Source organism: Bacillus cereus group sp. BcHK124 (assembly GCF_027712065.1).
GTDB classification, from domain to species: Bacteria; Bacillota; Bacilli; order Bacillales; family Bacillaceae_G; genus Bacillus_A; species Bacillus_A pacificus.
The window spans coordinates 18614-36690 of sequence record NZ_JAQFPJ010000028.1 but is presented as its reverse complement, the minus strand read 5'-3'; the positions used below and the strand labels follow the sequence as shown (position 1 = coordinate 36690).

Sequence of the window (18077 nt, the reverse complement as noted above, 5' to 3'; positions counted from 1 at the left end):
AAATTAAGATCCAGCTGGAGCTTTTGCATTTCCGATACCACTAGAACCACTGGTAACCTTGCTTGTTGAAGATGATTTTGATGGTTGAGTTGGATTAGTTGTTTTCGGTGTAGATGCGTTACTTTTATTCGTGTCACTTTTATTTAAATTAACTTTATCTTTTGATTCACTTTTATTTGTAGAAGCAGAATTATTTGCACCTCCACTACTTGTAGCAGCACTTGTACTTGTCCCTCTCCCTTTTTCCTTCTCTTTTTCTTTTGGAACTTCTGGTAAAGGTCTTTGTGTCATTGGTGGTCTATATGTATGGTTGGTATTATTATTAATTTGCCCTGGATTTTTCTTATTTAATGAATTAATTAACATCATGCCAGCTGCACCTGCGGCAAACGGAACTAAAGCCGAACTCCAACCATTATCATGCTCTACACTTGGATTATCCTGTTTTTCTTCGTGCTTAACTGGTCCTGTAGTTGGCATCTCTTCAAAACACTCATTTTCATTTATTTGATTAGACGTACATTGTTTTTGCGTTCCTTCATTATCAGTTGTGTCTTGATCAATTGCTAGTGAATTATTTTCTTCGAGATCTCCTACGCATCCCGTTAATAAAGCTGTTGAAATTCCAAGGTTTGCAGCGATTTTCATAAATTTTTTATTACTCATTTTCATAACTAAAGAGCCTCCTATATTTTCCATCCGTATGGTGAGTTCAAAATCAATTACAATAGCACCTTTGCTTTTCAAGGTTCTCTGCTACCATCATTATCACTAACCATATATAGTTATAAATACATTAAATCTTGTCCTATACTTGTTTAACTTATAAAGGATTAATTAAATCCCATTCATGTTGAACTTCCCAAAATTTTTTATCAGGATGTTTCCAATTACAATCACTATAAAACCCCTTTTTTATTACTAAGTATTCGTCAAAAAACTCATCATAAAAGTAGGCTAGTATATTATCTTTATTAACAGGATAGTAAATCCCCTCGACAGAAAACATATAGAGAGCAACTTGTGATTCTTTCGTATCTAATTCTAATTGTCCATTTAAATCAGCATTCAAAAAGCATTTAACACTTTGTTCTGGTATTGATAGCATTTCGATTCCTCCTATGTATACTTTTTTAAACTTATCTTGGATTGATGGAATCCCATGTTTGTTGGACACTAAAAAAACCCTCATCCAGTTCTTTCCAAATGCAATCACTATAAAATCCTTTTTTTATTACTAAGTATTCTTGGTATTCTTCATCGTAAAAGTAAGCTAATATATTGTTTTGATTTACTGGGTAGTAAATCCCCTCGACAGAAAACATGTATACATGTACAAAGTCGTATTCATCAACTTGTGGTTCTTCGGTATCTAATTGTAATTCTCCATTTATATCAGCATTCAAAAAGCATTTAACACTTTGTTCTGGTATTGATAGCATTTCGATTCCTCCAATATTAACTTTATAATTTTATATAAGGATTATATGATTATACAATCTAAATAAATCCCTATACCACTTAAACTTATGCTACTTGCAAATGCTTTAACCCAATCTCTAACGCGCCTGTTCCTCCAAAACCCTGATTAAATAAAAGCGGGACATCATACTTCTTTGCGTATTCTTTTGCTACATCAATAGACACATGACCACATGCACCTTTCTGCACTACAATAACATCACATTTTTTTATAACACTACGAAATGTTTTCTTTACACCACCATGATTTTTTCCATCGTGAAAAATCACCTGACAATCTCTTTTTTTAGCTAACTTCTCTAATGTTCTACCATTTGAACCACCTAAAACTAGAATTGTACTCATTTCCATTCACTCTCCACATCTTTATTTTTTTTATATGTACTTGGTGATACTAATAATACAATTGTACAAATGACAATATTCAGGAATACCACACCCACTATTAATACAATTGCGAAGACTGGTAACAATAGCATGAAAATAAAACCACTTACAAGCAAGCAGATGAATATAAATCCATTGCTCATGTCTTCATAACCATCTAATCCTGTTACAATATCTAAACTGTGCATCCAAACTGTGATACTATCCCAATTTGTTATCAACAGGTATCCACTACCTACTAATAAAGCCCACCCAAATATTGTCCCTAAAAGTCCCGAGCCTCTTCCAGAAGAATATCCTGCAAAATAGTTTGCTGCGGTTCCCAATAATAATCTCATTCTTTTTACCTCCACATCTATATCATTTCACTAATATATACAAATTTCATTTAACCATAACTTTATTATATCAGAAAATTAAGAATATTCAATAAATATTTTTAGGTACTCTTTATATTTTTTAATAAGGGCTGTGATTTTTATTCACAACCCTTATCTTTCAGTTAATCCACAGGAACTTCTTCTTGTCCATGTGGTATTTGTTCAATTGGTGTTACAATTTGCGCATATTGATTTACCTGAATTTTAAATTGTCGTGGTTCCAAGAAGTTTACCTGTTGTATTAAAACCTCTATATGAAATGTATCTACTTTTTTCCCGCGGTCAATTTTGGTAATACGTGCGTTGTAAAACTTATCTCCATTTAGGAAATATCTTTGAACAGCTTCTGTAGCAAGCATACGTTCATTACTTGTCATTTTCATTGGTTCAATACCAAATCCAGCCTTTGTAAACAAATACGGAACATCATAACTACTATTAGAAATTTTTCGTAGTAAATCCTCTACTGTTTTTGTTTTCGCAATATATTCTTCTTCTTTTGTATCAAATCCCTTTGGTTTATCTCCAAGCATTTCGATTTCATCTTGATTTACTTGTTCTTCCTCTTGCACTTGTGATTTCATCATATAATCATGAATAGTATTATAGGTGGCAACACCTGCCACTAGTACGATAATCCCTAATATGACCAAGTACTTACGAGGCATATTGGATAAAATGTTAATTATTTTCTTCATCTACTCTCGTCCCTTATCAGTCTATAACATTACGAATTTGCGTCATATGTTGACCTCTTGCCGTATAGTTAAGACCTGTAATTTGTACACCCTTATTATCACCAATATGAATCATTTTTTGATTCCCCATATAAATCGCAACATGCCCTGGATTTTCATAGAAAATTAGATCCCCTGGTTGCGCATGATTGATGTCTGGCACTTGTTTTCCTTGTCCGACTTGAGCACCAGTCCAATCTCCAAGTTGCACACCTATACTTGTTCTAAATACATACTGAGTAAATCCTGAGCAATCTGAAGTACCTCCTGGCGGATTACGATCCCCTAAGACATATCTCACTTTTCCTTGACCAAGCCATTTTTTCGCTTCTGCTAATACTTTTTGTCGTTTGTCATTCGTCATAATAGGAGAACCACCAGATGATAATCCTGGATCATCATTTTTCTTAAAGAATTTCATTGGATCTGTTGGTTGGTCGTTAATACGAATTTGGAAATCTAAATGGACAGCATATCCATTCATATTAAGTAAACCAGTATCTTTATTATAATTAGAACCACCCATCTCCCCAATTATTTGTCCTTTTGTTACCATGGTCCCTGGTGCAACTGATATTTTACTCAAGTGTAAATAACGAGATACAATGCCATTTCCATGGTCCACATAAACTCCTAAACCGCCACCATTTACATTGCCTGTTTGGTTTGTTACAATCCCTGCTTCCATCGACCACACAGGGTCTCCTGCTTTTCCGGCGGTCATGGCCCCAATATCTACAGCATTATGTTGCTTTCCACCACGAACTGCATCAAATGTATCTGTAATACGCCCTGATTTAGTTGGCCATTTCCAACCTTTATCGGAAATCCATTCTCCATCTCCAGATGCCACACAACCTAAATCTTTATAATATTTCAAAACTTTGGAAACGTACGTGTAATCTCCATAACACGCTCCAACTTTGGTTCGGAAGTTATTAGGGTCAGAACAACCTGCTGGATTTTCACCAGCATGCTCCCTAGAAAACGCAATGGCTGTTTCTTCTGAATATCCACCTTTCGCTAATGCATAACTAATGAATCCAGGACCGTAATTATAACTCTGTAAAGCAAGTGCTATATCTCCATTTGCCTTTGCTAAAACATCTTTAAATTCTTGTACACCTGCTTCAATAGAAATATTGGGGTCTTTAATACACCCTATACGAGCACTTCCTTTAAGACCTATACAATATGAACTTAAGTCTCCATAATGCCCTTCTGCAGCTTGCATCGGGTCACTTCCCTCTCCTTGTGATTCCTGCATCATTTGGGCAGCCAAAATACCAACATATTGAGCTACACCATGTTTTTCTGCCATTTCTTTAATTTTAGGAAGGTATCCTGTAACTTTAGCATTAAGGTTAACAGGTTCTCCGCCAGGGCTCACATTACCTACACACATACCACCAACAAAATTACTAGAAGGTGCCAGATGTCCATACAATCCTTCTAACATTCCTGCTGCTAATATCTCACGCGCACGATCTTTTTGACTCTCACTAAACTTTGCAAGCTCCATCGCTTTTTCTAATCCATGAGAAGAAACTGTTACTTTTTTACTACCACTTGCATTAATTTCATCTATTTTTTTCTTAAAGTCTGTATCTCCCAATATCTTTTTTACATCTGGTCCGGAATAACTTTCAGATTTTGTCTTTTGCATCTCCTTTTTCTTTTTTTCACAAGGTCCATTCGGTCCTGCCTCGCATACCTCTTTTTCCGTATATTCTTCATATTGGATATCCAAGAAATATGATATAGCATCGTGCGGATCTTTTCCAGTCAAATCATTATCATACCGCGCCATATCAAAAGCGACGACCTCTTTCCAGTCTACGTTTAGCGCCATTGAAATTTCCATATACTTTTTCACTTGTTCTTCTGTTTTACTTTCATCATCAGTAAATGGTACAAAAGATGCCAGAATCACACATACAGTAATAATAAGAGCCATAATGAGAGCAACAGGCAAACCTACTGCTCCCACGATAGCTCCGACAATTTTCACTACACCGGCTCTTAGCAGTTTGGCAGCAGCTTTCGCTGCCGCTCTTCCTGCTTTTCCTGCCATTTTTGCCATTTTCCCGCTTGCCTGCATCCCTTTTTTCTTAATAAAGTGAGATGTCGCATCTTTTAAAGGGTTACTTTTCTTCTGGTTATTTGGATCGTTAGGATTTTGACTCATAGACTTGTCACTCCATACTTTCCATTTTCATTATTTCTACTTCTTCGCTGTGCTAAGCGAGGGTTTGGCGCAAATGGAATCAGATTTTGTGGATCATGTTCTGATAAATTCAAATGTGTCTCTGTACGTACAACTTCGTCCTGTGTATAAGTTACTAAGATTTCTTCTCTCGGTTTAATACTGCTATCTTGCACTTCACAAACCCTTTCAATCCTTTGGTTTGCTTGTAATCGTGTATCTCCTTTTCCGAACGGAGAAATACGTGACACTGTACCGTCCGTAGTTGTCGCAACCATATAACTACGATCTCTTTCTACCACCATTTGTACATTCTGGTATCCCCCTTGGTCTAAATCAGACATATAGAAGTGACCATTGTCTACCTTATGGCTTACTGTAAGTGGCGGTTCACTAAATACTGGTTTCTGTTGTAAAGGTCTTTGATTTTGATTTCCTACTAATTGGTTTGGATTAATATTGATAGAACGATTGATACTAATTTTCCCACCACTAGAATCTTGAATATATGCTGGCGTTGCTTTCATACCATTACGGTACTGCGTTAATTGTCCATCCGAAATATTTAAGTCTTGATATACAACTTGTCCCGAACGAATGCTACTATCTCCACTACCATAACGAGATACAACTTGTGTCATTCCACTCGAATCTTTCGCTTCAATCCATGATTTATTATTTGTCGTAACAAGACGTACTGCACCTTGAGCAACTGATTGTCTTCCAGTCGCATCTGTTGTTGTTGGTACCATTTTAAGAATCTCTTGAATTTCTGTTGCCTCTGCTTGGACAGCTTTGTTATAAGGATTATGTTTGCTTACCATACGTGCAGTCGCTTGATAAGCACCTACACCACCAATCACACCTGCTGCATAGCTTAATCCTTTTGTCACATTGTAATGGCGTTCTGCTGCATTACCTCCTAATGAAGTATGAACGGCAGCTGCAGTTCCACTCATCACTCTTTGCACTGCATTTCCACCAGCCTGCTGAACAGCACTAGACGCATTAAAGTATGCTTTTGATACATTTTCCATACCTTTTGTATGCACGAGATGTTTGGCACCTTCCATCATACTTACACCAACCATCTTACTTTGCTGTGTCATACGTCCCACTGCTGAAGTTGGAATCATCATTTTCCCAGCACTTTGCGAAATATTTGCTACACTAGCTGATGCATCCGCATACGAGCGCTCAATTTCAGAAACAGACAGATTTCCAGCACGTGCCATACTCGCTTGCGTTTGCGTAGCTGCAAACACAGCTTTATTGATTGCACCACCTGTCGCAACACCGTGTGAACGAACACCTTGAATCGCACTAGTAATTCCAGAACCTACTTGTTGACTCACTGTTCCAAGACTAGCATGACTTTGTAAACCTTTCGTCAATTGCGAAGCAAAGACATCTTTATTAACATACGATTGATTATGAAGACTCTTTCCACTCGTATCTTTTGCCTGTACAGGCATCGCACCCGCTTGTACCGCCGCTTGCTGAGCGACTGCTTTAAATTCATTCCCTTTATCATTCAAGTGAGACTGCCAAGCTTCTACTTTTTGCGCTTGAGACATAGTTGGAGACAAGTTTTTCATAAAGTTTGCTTTGTTCTCTGCTGCATATCCTTGTTTAAAGGATTCTGTAGATGCTTGTACTAAATTCCCAACATTACTTACACCTTTTTGTTTCTGGTTTCCATATCCATTTGCTAAACTATGTGTTTTCACACCATTTACCGCTTTTTGAATGCCAGATACACTAGATACACCCATTGCATTTATATTTGGATTATTTTGTAATTGTTGTGATAGCTGAGAAGCAAAAGCTTCCTTATTAGCATAGCTAGTCCCATCTTTTTGTTGCACAATCCCTGCTTGTTCGGCAGCTTTCTGTGCATGATTTTTAAACCCTTGCACTTTTTGACTCAAGTGCTTGTTCCATGCAGCCTCTTTTTCTTGTTGTGGTACATCTGCAGGGAATTGCTTCATGAATCCAGCCTTATGATCTGCTGTATATGCCTTTTTAAATGCAGCAGTGGATGCACCCACAAGTGAGTCTACTTGTCCCATATTTTGATGGCCACTCTCTAGTGTTTCTCCTTTTACTCCTTCAACTGCTTTCCCAACTTTTCCAAGTGCAAGTTGAGAAGCAAAGGCATCTTTATTTACATAAGACTTATCAAACAGGTTGTTGCCTTGCTTATCTTTCGCATCAACTGGCATTGCTCCAGCTTTTATTGCCGCTTGTTCTGCATGATTTCTAAATCCCTGAACTTTTGAGTTTAGATGGTCATTCCATTTTTTCTCTTTCTCTTCCGCTGACATGTTTTCTGGTAATTGACTCATAAACGCATCTTTATGGTCTGCCTCATATCCTTTTTGGAATGCGTTAGTTGCAGCGTTAACTAAATCTCTAGCGTTTCCATATGGTGTAGCATTTTTCTTCATATTTTGTAAATCTTGTTTTCGCTGATTTTTGAAATGAGACATTTGATCACTATTTGTTTTTGCTACTTTTTTTGCAATATCTGCATCGGATGCACCAGGGAATGCTTGTTTTAAACGGCTCGCAACTGCAGAATCAGGATTATCAGCTTTCCAATTTTCAAAATCTTTCGTAGCTAAATCTTGTGCAATATCTTCATCTGTTAACTCTGGATATTGTTCTCCATTTAACCCTTTATACGTATCTAAACCTTTCTTCACACTCGAACCAATATGCTTCCCAGCACTAGTAACTCCTTCAAGTCCAGCTGCCAATGTTCTTCCTGTTACTGCACCAGGAACTCCACCTGCTTTACTTCCAGCAAATGTCCCTACTGCCATTCCTTCTGGCCCAAGTCCCGCGCCCATTGCTAACCCCGCGAGTCCGCCTGTTGCTTTTCCAACCATGCTTCCTATTTGACCTGCTTTTAACATACGAGCTGCACGAGATGTTGTACCTACATCTGTCCCTAAATTGGCTCCCAACGCGTTTTTAGGGTTATCAGCATCTTCTTTTTTATCTTCCTCGCCTTCTTTCCTAGCCTTTGTCTTCTCTTTATTACTACGATGGTCATCACGTATCCCTTTAACGATACCTGCCATACTTGCTAAGGCTCCCATTCCAAGCATCGTACCTGCTCTATTTACTGCTCCCGCCGTATTTGTACTTAAACCAATGAACCCTTTTACAATTTCACCTATAGGAATAAACATAGCAAATAAGATTAATTTAATAATGGTATTATCTGATTTGCCTACTAGTACAAAAATCAACCATATAGTAATCGCATGGATACCTTGGATGAGTACTGTACCAACAAATTCACGCATCCAATATAGAGTTTGTTGTTTCTTTTGAGGAAATAACCACATACCAACCATAATCGGTCCCATTAACATCAAGATATAAAGAGATACCGCTCGCATTAAATAGAAGAAGTTTGCCCAAAGTGACAGTCCAACTTCAATCAACATCGCAAAAATTTGAAATAAATAATCATCCTTATTTTTATCCATAGACAATTCAGTAATTGTCTGACCTGGTTTAAAAACATCTAGTGATTGTTCTCCTATTGCTCTTTTAAACTCCGATGCTACCCAAGTATTAATATCAAATATAATGTTATAGAAGAAATCTAAATGCCATATACAAATAGAAACAATCATTAAATCCTTCGCATATTCAATGATATATGTTCGATTTGTTGGATTAATGGCAGCAGCTGAATACTTTGCACCAGCAATTACAGCACTGACTAAGACTAAAAAGGCTGCAAATTTAAACATGACTGGTAATCCCGTATTTAATACATTCCCAGCTGTGTCGTCTTTAAATAAAAAATTTAATTTTGCACTATCCCCACCAAAAATTAAATCGGGGATAGTATCAATTAATTTATAGATTGGAGAAAGAAAGGTCTTGACCATAGAAACAATTAAGCCGCCGACCCATCCTATTATCTTATCAAGCATAATTTCACCTTCCTTTTCAAAGGTACGCTATTATCCTGCGTACCCTTGTACTTTCTTCATATTATTTAAAAGCTCTTGCAGTACAGCTTCATTGGATTCAATGAACATCATTTCTTTATCTGATGGATCTGTTTGAATCCAAACTGAACTATCTCCTATGCGGAAAATCCCTTCACCTTTCCCTGGATTGTTGAGAATAATGTCAAGCTCCCCAGCAGTTAAGTTAAAGTTCTCTTGGATTTTTTTCTTATCAATCTTATTTTGCTCTAAGAAGAAATAAGAGAAAGTAGATTGCAAGATACCACGCGCTTTCACATTTTCTAAAATACGAACAAAGTCCTGACTTGCCCAACACATACCGGCATTTCTTTTACGTGAACGACGTGCTACTTTTTCTAAGAAGTTAACAGTTTGTTCATAGTCGATAAACTGCCACATCTCATCCACATATAACACTTTTCGTTTGATAGCGTGTTCTGGACTTTTAATCCAATGCTCCCAAATATAGTTCAGGATAACGTGGAAGGCGATCGGCTTTAAGAAGCCCTCTTCTAAATGACTAATATTAAAGTTAACAACACGTGATTCATTTAACTGTGTTTCTACACCGCGTCCAAAATTACTTTGTCCATCAAATAATGGTTTTGATCCATCACGTAAAAATGGACGAATCGCAGCAATTAACTCTTCTGCTTTCACATCGTCTCCATGGTTTTCCACTATTACATCATAAATTTCTTTTAACTCTGGCTCCGGCTTTCTCACTTGAGACTGAATTAATTGTCCATCCACCTTCTTCACTTCATCCGTGTATAGAGATGAAGGGTGAGAAGTAATCCCATGTTTACTGAATACTTCACGAATCGCATCTTCTAACATTGTGCGCTGAAATACATTTAATCCTGGTTGATCAAAATCTTGTCCGCGAATAATAATGTCAAAGAATCCTAGTATTTCATTAATTTTCTCTAAAATAGGCACAAATCTCACATACTTCACGCCATCACGCTCTACGAGTTCTTTCTTGTCATATTGTTCAAGCGCTTCTAGCTCTTCATCTTTATCTGTAATCTGAAGTTCTGTTACTGCAATTGCACAAGGATTAATAATGATATTACTTTCAGGTGAAATATTTAAGTTAATACCACCTAATCGTTTGGTGATTTTTACGAATTCCCCCTCTGGATCTATGATCATCGCATGTGTATCTGCAAGTGATGTTTCACGAGCTAGCTTCATTTTTAAAAGTAAACTTTTACCGGAACCTGAAATCCCTGTCACACCAATGTTATAGTTTGGCGGACGATAATCTGCGTTACCAAATGAATTTAAAAATTCTACTTGGCCAGTAATTTTGTTCTTTCCTATTGGTATACCACCGTTAAATCTTCCGGATCCTGATACAAAGGGAGCAAATGTACATAGAGCACGTCTATCGATATTTCGATATGTATCTTGCAGAGTATTTGGTGCACCTAGTGGCATAACCGCTTTCAAACCACTCTTCACACGATTCCAGGTACTCGCTATTTTAAAGTGAGATGCTTGCATTTCATCTTCAATATACTCACATAAAACATCTAATTCTTTCTTTGAGTCAGCATACGCAACGGCCATGGTACTTACCATATAGGAGTCATTCTCATTAAATTGAATTTCATCCATTAGATTGTTTGTATCCTGAATTTTTGCATCTAAGTCTTTTTCTTGGTCAATATTTCCGCGTGTACGTTGGAAAGAAAGGTTCGAACGTAACATCGTCAGCTGCATATCTAACGATCGCATCGCTTTTGCTTTTGGCTCTTTATGAATATCAATCATGACATCAACTTCTCCAGCTGAAGTTAACATGTTCAGCCAATTGGTCTGCATCATACGAGGGTATCCATCACGTGGAATATAAAATGGACGGAAGAAAGTATTACTTCCTAATGACTGCTTAATTACCCCATAGTCTTCTGCATCAATTTTCATTCCTTCTGGGGCAATGACATCAAATACAGTTGTTTGATTGTCTAATTGAGGCGGAACTTCTTCTTGTTCGTACTCTTCCTCATCTAGTTCCAATTCATCATTCTTTTCAGCTTCTAATTTCTTTTTTTCTTTTTTCTTCTTTCCAAACAATTTCATACTTATGCCACCCCATTATTTGATTTTTCAGCTTTTTCTTCCGCTAGAACTTTCTTCATTAACTCTAGTTTTCTCTCATTTGTTTCACCTGTTGAATACAAAGAGAAGTTCTCATTTTCAATTAAATCTTGGAAACGTGCTTTCACCGCTTTACGACGGTTAAACGCTACGTATAAGAGTTCTATTAATTTATCTTTTGTTAACATTTCTACACTAATTTTTGCTTTCGATAGTAGATTTCGGGAAGCATTATAGCGACGATATAATTCGTTAAACGCTTTATCTACAATCTTTTCTTCCAATTCTTCCTCTGTATCAGCTGTAATCGTACTTATATCCACTTTGTATGGATAAATTAAATATCGCTTTTGTTCATATCGAGGCTGCGAACGTTGCCAGTACTCTAAGTTGTCGATAACTTCTTGCCCATAAAGTACTGTCTCTGGTGTAAGGTCCTTCGCACCTTTCATTGTTTCTGTCATTTTTCGTACAGGATCTGTTAAATCTACAAACTTACTTTGGATATATACCTTCGTATTAAACTCTAATGTGGTTAACCATGATTCAATTTTGATATCAATCGCTTCTTGTTCCGCATTAGAAAGCAGGTAATAGTTTACTGGGTGTGCCTCAGCGATTAGAACAAACGTATCATCATGATAACGAATCATATGATTTTCAACTTCCTTAATGTCTTCTACAAAAGCACTAAAGAAATCCACATTATCTTCATCAATTTCCTCTGTAGCAGGCGTATTCTTTTTATTTTTCTTTCCATTTTTTTCAGCAGTACGTTTCTCTACCCCGCCCTGACTTTTCCCCTTTTTCTTAAAACCAAACATTGGTTTTCCATTCATTTTCCGATAAAAGAAAAACCCTACAATGGCTACCACCGCAAAATATATCATTTCTAACATCTATAAATTCTCCTTTACCCATGTAATTGGCTCGTATCCTTTTCTCCACTTACCTTTTTCAGAACGGCTTCGCATTTTGATAAGTAAATATTTATCTAAATACATGTGTTGTTTTTCTTTATAAATAAAGGCAAACGTTATTACAACTACTACTGTTGGTATTGCTAAAATTAAGCAAATAAAAAATGCTACTGCCGCATTAAAAGGTGCAAATAGCCGCCATAAGAATGGCACATATAAATAAAGGGATGCTCCTCCACCCAATAGATAAATCAATTGGCGTTTGCTCAGCACACCTAATAGCGTTTTTTGTTCCGAAGTCATATCAACAGGAACAGTTACTTTTCTCATTTTATTTCCTCCCTTGTATAAGAGAAGCTCTCCCCAAATAGAGGAGAGCTTTTGCAAACTCTTATGTTAAATTTTTGTAACCCAAGAAGCGATGTCGTATGCTTTGATCATGACAAAGCCTCCAATTGCCGCACAAGCTAAACCAATCATAGCTTGTGTACGGTTTTCAGGGTTTTTACCTTGTGCACCAGATAATTTAATAGCTGCAAATACCACGCAAGCTGCTACCCAAATACCCCCAAAACCAATTAGTGTTGTTACAAGGGTATTCATGCTTTTTTGTACAGTGGTAGCATCTGTACCACTGGTGTGCCCTTTAAGACTATTCTCAAAACTAGTTTTTGCCAGTAGAAAATCTCCTACTGGTGTTGTCATAAGTTTTGCAGACAACCAATTCAACATAATTCCTGCACCTCCGGGTGTTTTTTGCTCGCAAAACGCAAAAAGACCCCAATACACGCACACGTCCCCTAAGGACATGGCGCATATTGAGGTCTTCTCTTATATGCGAACTGATTAATTTTTTATTTTATTGTTAAATCTTATTACATTTATATTATAGCAATACGATTTTAAAAAAACAAGCCTTATTTACGCCTAAAAAGTAAAATTGGACTTTTCGTGTTCCGTTTTATTTCATTTTTTTTTATCCTCTTTGTTTGGATCGTACCATACCATTTGAATTTGAAAAATATCACTGTCCTTAAGACCCAAAACATTCATTTCCTCTTTCAATGAGCGCCATGGTTCTATTTTTATAGATTTTATACTTTTGTCTCTAAGCGTATACACATGTACATAATATGCTTCTTTTTTCTTTTTCATAATACAAATAACTTCCCCTTATATTCTTTATATTTTTTTAATAACAGAATAATTGAGTATGTAAAAATTACACACTTCAAATAGCATTTCCTCTTGTTACTTTCATAACTATTCCCCCTTCCTTCACATCTATTCACTTACTTTCATTAAATCAAAAAAACAGGTAATCGTGTGTACCCACAATTACCTGTTTTTTTATCATTTATATCTACCTTTTATTTCTTATAATTTCATTAACCTCTTCAACACTTAATTCTGCAACTTTTGCAATTTTTTCTATAGGTAATCCTATTTTAAACATATTTTCAATCATCTCTATCTTAGTTGCAATTTTAGTTTCTTCTGTAGCTATTTCTGCAGCTTTTTTCGCAGCTCTTTCTTCTGCTGTCTCTATTTCTGATATTCTATCTTTTATTGCTTTTTCTCTAGCCTCATATAAGCGTAAAAAATCCTTATCGCTACTTAAACGCTCCCAATCCTCTATTGCTTTTTTCAAAACTGGATCTTTTTCCATTGCTATCGCCTCCAGGATTGTTGTTAATCTCTCATCCTCATGCGCAGGAAATAATAGTAACCAACGCGCTAAAGAATCTTCCCACGGATCCATTCGTTTTCCTTGCCATTCTTGAATCACTTTTGGAATTTCAAGAAAATGCAACTGCATATTTTCGGTAATGATACGTTTAGATTTTTTGTTCATCACTGTATTAATACTATGAAACTCCTGCTCTTCTGGAAATAGAATGAAATCCACTATATTAATACAAATGGTTGGTCTTAATTCTGTATATTTCATCCCTTGAGTCATTTGAGAATAATACATACCTGACCAATAGAACAAAGAACGTTCTATCATATCTTTTTTGTCTCGAACTTGAATCTCTATATTAATTTTTATACCACTATTTAGCGTAGCTCGCAAATCTAAAATAGACAATTTATCATCCTTCTGCTCTCTTGGAAGATGCGGATCATCTAAGTGCAAAGATGTAATTTCTTCATCAATAGATGATTGTAGTACCGCGTTAAGAAACCCAATTAATATATCTTCATTTCCTTCTACTCCAAACAAACGCTTAAAAGCATAATCAACTCGTAAATTTACTAGATTCTTTTTTACATATACACTCATGTTTTCCCTCTACCTTTCTCGTTTTAAAATTGTATTTAAGAGCATAAAAAAAGATAGAATTATATTCTATCTTTTTCTCCTCTATTCATCTCATCAAATATGGCTACTAGTTACTTACTATATAAGAAATATCCTCTTCACACATATTTGTCGCATTTGCAATTGTCGTGATAGAAACTCCCTCATTATAAAATCGTTGAATGAGTTCCATTCTTTCTTGTTCCCTAGCTTTTTTATCTACGTCCATTAATTGTTGCATAATATCCATAATACTTAATACACACCTTTCTTTTATATAAAGTCCCCTAGCTAAACTGTTAAGTGTTTTGTTAAAAGAAAGTTTTACACTAATACTTCTACTTTGTTGTAAAATGTACGACTTTCTTTTAACGTGTACAATTTTGTTTTAACTTCACAATTATGATTTTTTATATTGTGCGAAAAACTGGTTTGAAAGCAGCTTGCATTGCATCATCCAGTCCTTTCCCTTGTGCTGGGTTCCATGCCGCAATAATTACGTTATAGCCCTCTTTCTTTAACTCTGTCGCAAAAGCAATTAAGGCAGCTCTTACTTTTTCATTCTCTACTAAGTCAGCATCAAATGCTAAGTATACATTTTCTACGCCCATATCTTTTAATACTGGCATAACGATTCTCCATGCATTTACACCTGGAATCGCAAGAACTGTTGTCCCTACTTTAGCTATTTCTTCTTTATTTAGTCTTTGAGGAAGTAAATCGGCAATCAAATCCGCCTTCATCGGCCCTTCTGTAATCATTACTGATTTTGTTTTGTGCAGCATACCAGACTTCCAATGTTTCAAATGTGAGCTTGGTACCGCTACATGTACAGGAAGTGGATTTTCACTACCTCCCGCACCGGTTCCTTCATTTTTATTTGCTGAAGAGATCCATAAGTATTTTTGACCTTTATGTATCTTTACAACAACCTTTTCCCCGTCGATTAATAATTCTTTATTTTTCCCTATTTCTAGTTTTCCTTCATAGATACAATCCTCGTTTTTCGTTATTTTCACAACATTAGGCTGTTGGACTAGTTCGGCTTGTATACCTGTAGGTCCAGATTTCACATGAACAGAGTTCTTTACTTCATCTACACGTACTTGCCAACCAACAATTTGATTATATTGGTTTCGGAATGGAATCATAATTCCTGGAAAACCTGCCATTAAACGAAGAGAAGTTTGTCCTTTCTTCATTTCATAAAATCCAGGTATTCCCTTCCAACAATCTTTTTTGCCAATTTGTTTAAATAACTTTTCCCAAATAGTTGTGTACGTATTATCATCTTCCAACACAATTTGTTGCTTTAAAAACGAACGATATTGACGTACCTGTACTTCTTCTTCAGTCATTTTTCTATCTTGCAGTAAATGTATATGATGCTTCTCCTCTAACGGCAAAAATCCGATTAAATTACGATTAAATACATCTAATTCTTCCTTACTTCGCTTACTATGCCCCTTTACTACATCTACCTCTGGTAATTGGTATTGCTTCTTACCATTTAGATAATGGATATAACTTGGATTACTTGAATTTTTACCGTATACCCACTTACTTTCCACACGGGTACATGCTACTTTCTCCTGTGAAACATGCAGCATACAGTTTCCAATACCATTACAGATTGGGCATGGAACACGATAAAATTCCCACCAACTTCCTCTTGGATGTGCAGTTGTTAAACGAAATTGTCCTTTTTGTATGTTATAATTCATCATTTCCCACTCCTTGTATACTATTTATTATATATGGAACAGCTACTTCCATTAAACTCTTTATACTTCTATTTAGATGTTCTCTTTGTTCTCCTAACGGATAGACAAAAGAATATGTATCACAAACTAAATAATCGTTTCTATGTTCTTGATCTAGCAAAGCTGATTCTACATATGCTTCAAATGCTCTAGCAAACATCTCATGATTTGTAGACCAATACTTTTTGGTTCTCTTCTTATCTAACTTAATGGCTGTATCAAAGTATATAGACCCTTTCACTTGATAGGATATTTCAACAAGTTTTTCGCCAGTTTTTTTATAATGATATGCAGCTAACATTTGTGCGGTTTTCTCGAATTCTTTTTCAATTTTACGCTCCATACGCGTTTTTGTAGCTCCTGATAAAGTATCAAGCTTCCTACACAAACTAGCATGATGTGATTCTAAAATATTTGAAAGATTTCCTTTAAACACATCATAACTATCGATAACACCACCATAGAAATACCACTTTCTACTGTAGGCATTTTCCACGTTGATTACTCTGGCAACTTTTCCTTGTTTACAAGCCTCTAACACAGCTTGCATCTTTTCCTTGATAATAGCAGGCAAGATATTCCCAATACTCTTCCCGCTTGATAAGAAAGCAAGACTACCATTTTGAAAATCGTGACTACAATCATATAAGAAATGATCCAATGCATGTCCCCATTCATGACACAATGCCCCGACTCCATTATCACGAGTTAAATTAATGACTTTGGTAGAAGGTTCATAATGTGCTAATGCATTGCCGCTTCCTCTCGCACCAATAGCAAGTCCTAAGCGTCCTCCTAACCCTATATACTCAGGTGGAATTCCCAATATACGAGCTAAATCCTGCAATGCTTCGGATACATGCCCGATATGTTCTTTTGCATATTGTTCGGTGCAATAATGACCAAATTGCATCCCCTTCAACCCAAACATAGCAACTACGTCTTCAGGTTTGGTAGCAATTTCTACTTCTGGTCCTTTTCTTTGCAGAGTATCTGGCAGTTTCCTACTCCAAGCAGCTGCGGATTTCTTACGAGTCGTAACCTTTTTCGTAAGTAAATCCTTCCATGTTAGTTCATGTGATACACGAAGATACGTAGAATTAATACTTTTTGAATTTGTGCAAAGTGATATGAATTTCTTTCCTAATATTAATAACTCCATACCATCTGCATCAATAAACTCATCAAAATATTCCTCTACCATTCTTTTAAATGTGAATGTTACATTCTTATTTTTTCTAAATGCAGACCAACTATTGTTCATTTCCATTCCATAAGAGACCACAAGATCTACCCATTGTTCTGAGGTATGTACCGACTGTATATCATGCCATATTCTTCTACATGCTTGAACATATAGTTTCCTTGCAGTCGGTGTATCTACAATTGGCTTCTTATTAATTCTGCCCACTAGCAGTTGCTTTAACTTTGCAACACGTGGTGGGACATCATTTTCTTTTTCATGTTCAAAAGAGAATGGAATCAATGTATTTCGATCCAATGCATTTAGCGCCTCTACTGGAGATTCTTTTTCAATTTCAGCTAAAATTTCTAAAGAAAATGATACTAAAAATGATTCTTTTAAAGCTCGTATCTCTTTCTTTGCTCCCACTAATTTCTCACCTACATCATAACTGTATCGATTGCGAACTTGTTTATCTGTTCTCACATCTTGTACCATTACGTCTTCTCCAACCTCTAAACCAAACAGTTCAAATAAATTCATACTAAAATCCTCCTGAATAAAATAAAAGACAGAAATTCATAGTCATTTTGCACTACGGATTTCT

17 protein-coding genes are annotated in these 18077 nt (G+C 36.1%); all 17 read right to left on the bottom strand.

The window, feature by feature from the left end; translation table 11 throughout:
• Window positions 1-3: 3 nt before the first annotated feature.
• On the bottom strand, window positions 4-672 hold the full coding sequence (locus PDK19_RS24855) for a hypothetical protein (RefSeq protein WP_000784091.1): 669 nt from the start codon (window positions 670-672) through the stop codon (window positions 4-6).
• 151 nt (window positions 673-823) lie between these two features.
• Window positions 824-1108 carry a hypothetical protein gene (locus PDK19_RS24850; RefSeq protein ID WP_000949089.1) on the bottom strand — a complete coding sequence of 95 codons (285 nt, stop codon included), beginning with the start codon at window positions 1106-1108 and terminating at the stop codon, window positions 824-826.
• Window positions 1109-1139: 31 nt separating this feature from the next.
• Entirely contained in the window at window positions 1140-1442 is a 303-nt protein-coding gene (locus PDK19_RS24845) for a hypothetical protein (RefSeq protein WP_000949087.1), read from the bottom strand.
• 85 nt (window positions 1443-1527) lie between these two features.
• Complete coding sequence (locus tag PDK19_RS24840; RefSeq protein ID WP_000426065.1) at window positions 1528-1833, bottom strand: DUF2325 domain-containing protein; 306 nt, start codon at window positions 1831-1833, stop codon at window positions 1528-1530.
• On the bottom strand, window positions 1824-2207 hold the full coding sequence (locus tag PDK19_RS24835) for a membrane protein (RefSeq protein ID WP_001237979.1): 384 nt from the start codon (window positions 2205-2207) through the stop codon (window positions 1824-1826). The genes PDK19_RS24840 and PDK19_RS24835 overlap by 10 nt, the downstream gene beginning before the upstream one ends.
• 164 nt (window positions 2208-2371) lie before the next feature.
• Window positions 2372-2947 carry a hypothetical protein gene (locus PDK19_RS24830; protein ID WP_000720696.1) on the bottom strand — a complete coding sequence of 192 codons (576 nt, stop codon included), beginning with the start codon at window positions 2945-2947 and terminating at the stop codon, window positions 2372-2374.
• Window positions 2948-2963: 16 nt separating this feature from the next.
• Window positions 2964-5174 carry a lysozyme family protein gene (locus tag PDK19_RS24825; protein ID WP_000081402.1) on the bottom strand — a complete coding sequence of 737 codons (2211 nt, stop codon included), beginning with the start codon at window positions 5172-5174 and terminating at the stop codon, window positions 2964-2966.
• On the bottom strand, window positions 5171-9151 hold the full coding sequence (locus PDK19_RS24820; protein ID WP_000884602.1) for a hypothetical protein: 3981 nt from the start codon (window positions 9149-9151) through the stop codon (window positions 5171-5173). The genes PDK19_RS24825 and PDK19_RS24820 overlap by 4 nt, the downstream gene beginning before the upstream one ends.
• Window positions 9152-9181: 30 nt before the next feature.
• Window positions 9182-11281 carry a VirB4 family type IV secretion system protein gene (locus tag PDK19_RS24815; protein WP_000765113.1) on the bottom strand — a complete coding sequence of 700 codons (2100 nt, stop codon included), beginning with the start codon at window positions 11279-11281 and terminating at the stop codon, window positions 9182-9184.
• Window positions 11282-11283: 2 nt separating this feature from the next.
• Window positions 11284-12198, bottom strand: coding sequence for a hypothetical protein (locus PDK19_RS24810; protein ID WP_000892015.1), 915 nt, complete (start codon window positions 12196-12198; stop codon window positions 11284-11286).
• Window positions 12199-12549 (bottom strand): PrgI family protein, encoded by a 351-nt coding sequence (locus PDK19_RS24805; RefSeq protein WP_001233525.1) that lies wholly within the window; start codon window positions 12547-12549, stop codon window positions 12199-12201.
• 66 nt (window positions 12550-12615) lie between these two features.
• Window positions 12616-12951 (bottom strand): hypothetical protein, encoded by a 336-nt coding sequence (locus tag PDK19_RS24800; protein ID WP_012477834.1) that lies wholly within the window; start codon window positions 12949-12951, stop codon window positions 12616-12618.
• Window positions 12952-13185: 234 nt separating this feature from the next.
• On the bottom strand, window positions 13186-13374 hold the full coding sequence (locus PDK19_RS24795; RefSeq protein WP_000727316.1) for a hypothetical protein: 189 nt from the start codon (window positions 13372-13374) through the stop codon (window positions 13186-13188).
• A gap of 208 nt (window positions 13375-13582) precedes the next feature.
• Window positions 13583-14506 carry an Rpn family recombination-promoting nuclease/putative transposase gene (locus tag PDK19_RS24790; protein WP_000118205.1) on the bottom strand — a complete coding sequence of 308 codons (924 nt, stop codon included), beginning with the start codon at window positions 14504-14506 and terminating at the stop codon, window positions 13583-13585.
• 106 nt (window positions 14507-14612) lie between these two features.
• Window positions 14613-14774: a hypothetical protein gene (locus PDK19_RS24785; protein ID WP_000353863.1), complete on the bottom strand. Its 162-nt coding sequence runs from the start codon at window positions 14772-14774 to the stop codon at window positions 14613-14615.
• A 160-nt stretch (window positions 14775-14934) separates the two neighbouring features.
• Window positions 14935-16248: a DUF3854 domain-containing protein gene (locus PDK19_RS24780; protein WP_001108764.1), complete on the bottom strand. Its 1314-nt coding sequence runs from the start codon at window positions 16246-16248 to the stop codon at window positions 14935-14937.
• Window positions 16238-18013, bottom strand: a complete 1776-nt coding sequence (locus tag PDK19_RS24775) for an LPD1 domain-containing protein (RefSeq protein ID WP_001048059.1) — start codon at window positions 18011-18013, stop codon at window positions 16238-16240. The genes PDK19_RS24780 and PDK19_RS24775 overlap by 11 nt, the downstream gene beginning before the upstream one ends.
• Window positions 18014-18077 lie beyond the last annotated feature (64 nt).

Coding starts and splice junctions, on each gene's coding strand:
- PDK19_RS24785 (WP_000353863.1), bottom strand. CDS start 14,774: ATGGATATTATGCAACAATTAATGGACGTAGATAAAAAAGCTAGGGAA.
- PDK19_RS24805 (WP_001233525.1), bottom strand. CDS start 12,549: ATGAGAAAAGTAACTGTTCCTGTTGATATGACTTCGGAACAAAAAACG.
- PDK19_RS24780 (WP_001108764.1), bottom strand. CDS start 16,248: ATGAATTATAACATACAAAAAGGACAATTTCGTTTAACAACTGCACAT.
- PDK19_RS24845 (WP_000949087.1), bottom strand. CDS start 1,442: ATGCTATCAATACCAGAACAAAGTGTTAAATGCTTTTTGAATGCTGAT.
- PDK19_RS24840 (WP_000426065.1), bottom strand. CDS start 1,833: ATGGAAATGAGTACAATTCTAGTTTTAGGTGGTTCAAATGGTAGAACA.
- PDK19_RS24825 (WP_000081402.1), bottom strand. CDS start 5,174: ATGAGTCAAAATCCTAACGATCCAAATAACCAGAAGAAAAGTAACCCT.
- PDK19_RS24815 (WP_000765113.1), bottom strand. CDS start 11,281: ATGAAATTGTTTGGAAAGAAGAAAAAAGAAAAAAAGAAATTAGAAGCT.
- PDK19_RS24800 (WP_012477834.1), bottom strand. CDS start 12,951: ATGTTGAATTGGTTGTCTGCAAAACTTATGACAACACCAGTAGGAGAT.
- PDK19_RS24835 (WP_001237979.1), bottom strand. CDS start 2,207: ATGAGATTATTATTGGGAACCGCAGCAAACTATTTTGCAGGATATTCT.
- PDK19_RS24775 (WP_001048059.1), bottom strand. CDS start 18,013: ATGAATTTATTTGAACTGTTTGGTTTAGAGGTTGGAGAAGACGTAATG.
- PDK19_RS24820 (WP_000884602.1), bottom strand. CDS start 9,151: ATGCTTGATAAGATAATAGGATGGGTCGGCGGCTTAATTGTTTCTATG.
- PDK19_RS24790 (WP_000118205.1), bottom strand. CDS start 14,506: ATGAGTGTATATGTAAAAAAGAATCTAGTAAATTTACGAGTTGATTAT.
- PDK19_RS24830 (WP_000720696.1), bottom strand. CDS start 2,947: ATGAAGAAAATAATTAACATTTTATCCAATATGCCTCGTAAGTACTTG.
- PDK19_RS24810 (WP_000892015.1), bottom strand. CDS start 12,198: ATGTTAGAAATGATATATTTTGCGGTGGTAGCCATTGTAGGGTTTTTC.
- PDK19_RS24795 (WP_000727316.1), bottom strand. CDS start 13,374: ATGAAAAAGAAAAAAGAAGCATATTATGTACATGTGTATACGCTTAGA.
- PDK19_RS24855 (WP_000784091.1), bottom strand. CDS start 672: ATGAAAATGAGTAATAAAAAATTTATGAAAATCGCTGCAAACCTTGGA.
- PDK19_RS24850 (WP_000949089.1), bottom strand. CDS start 1,108: ATGCTATCAATACCAGAACAAAGTGTTAAATGCTTTTTGAATGCTGAT.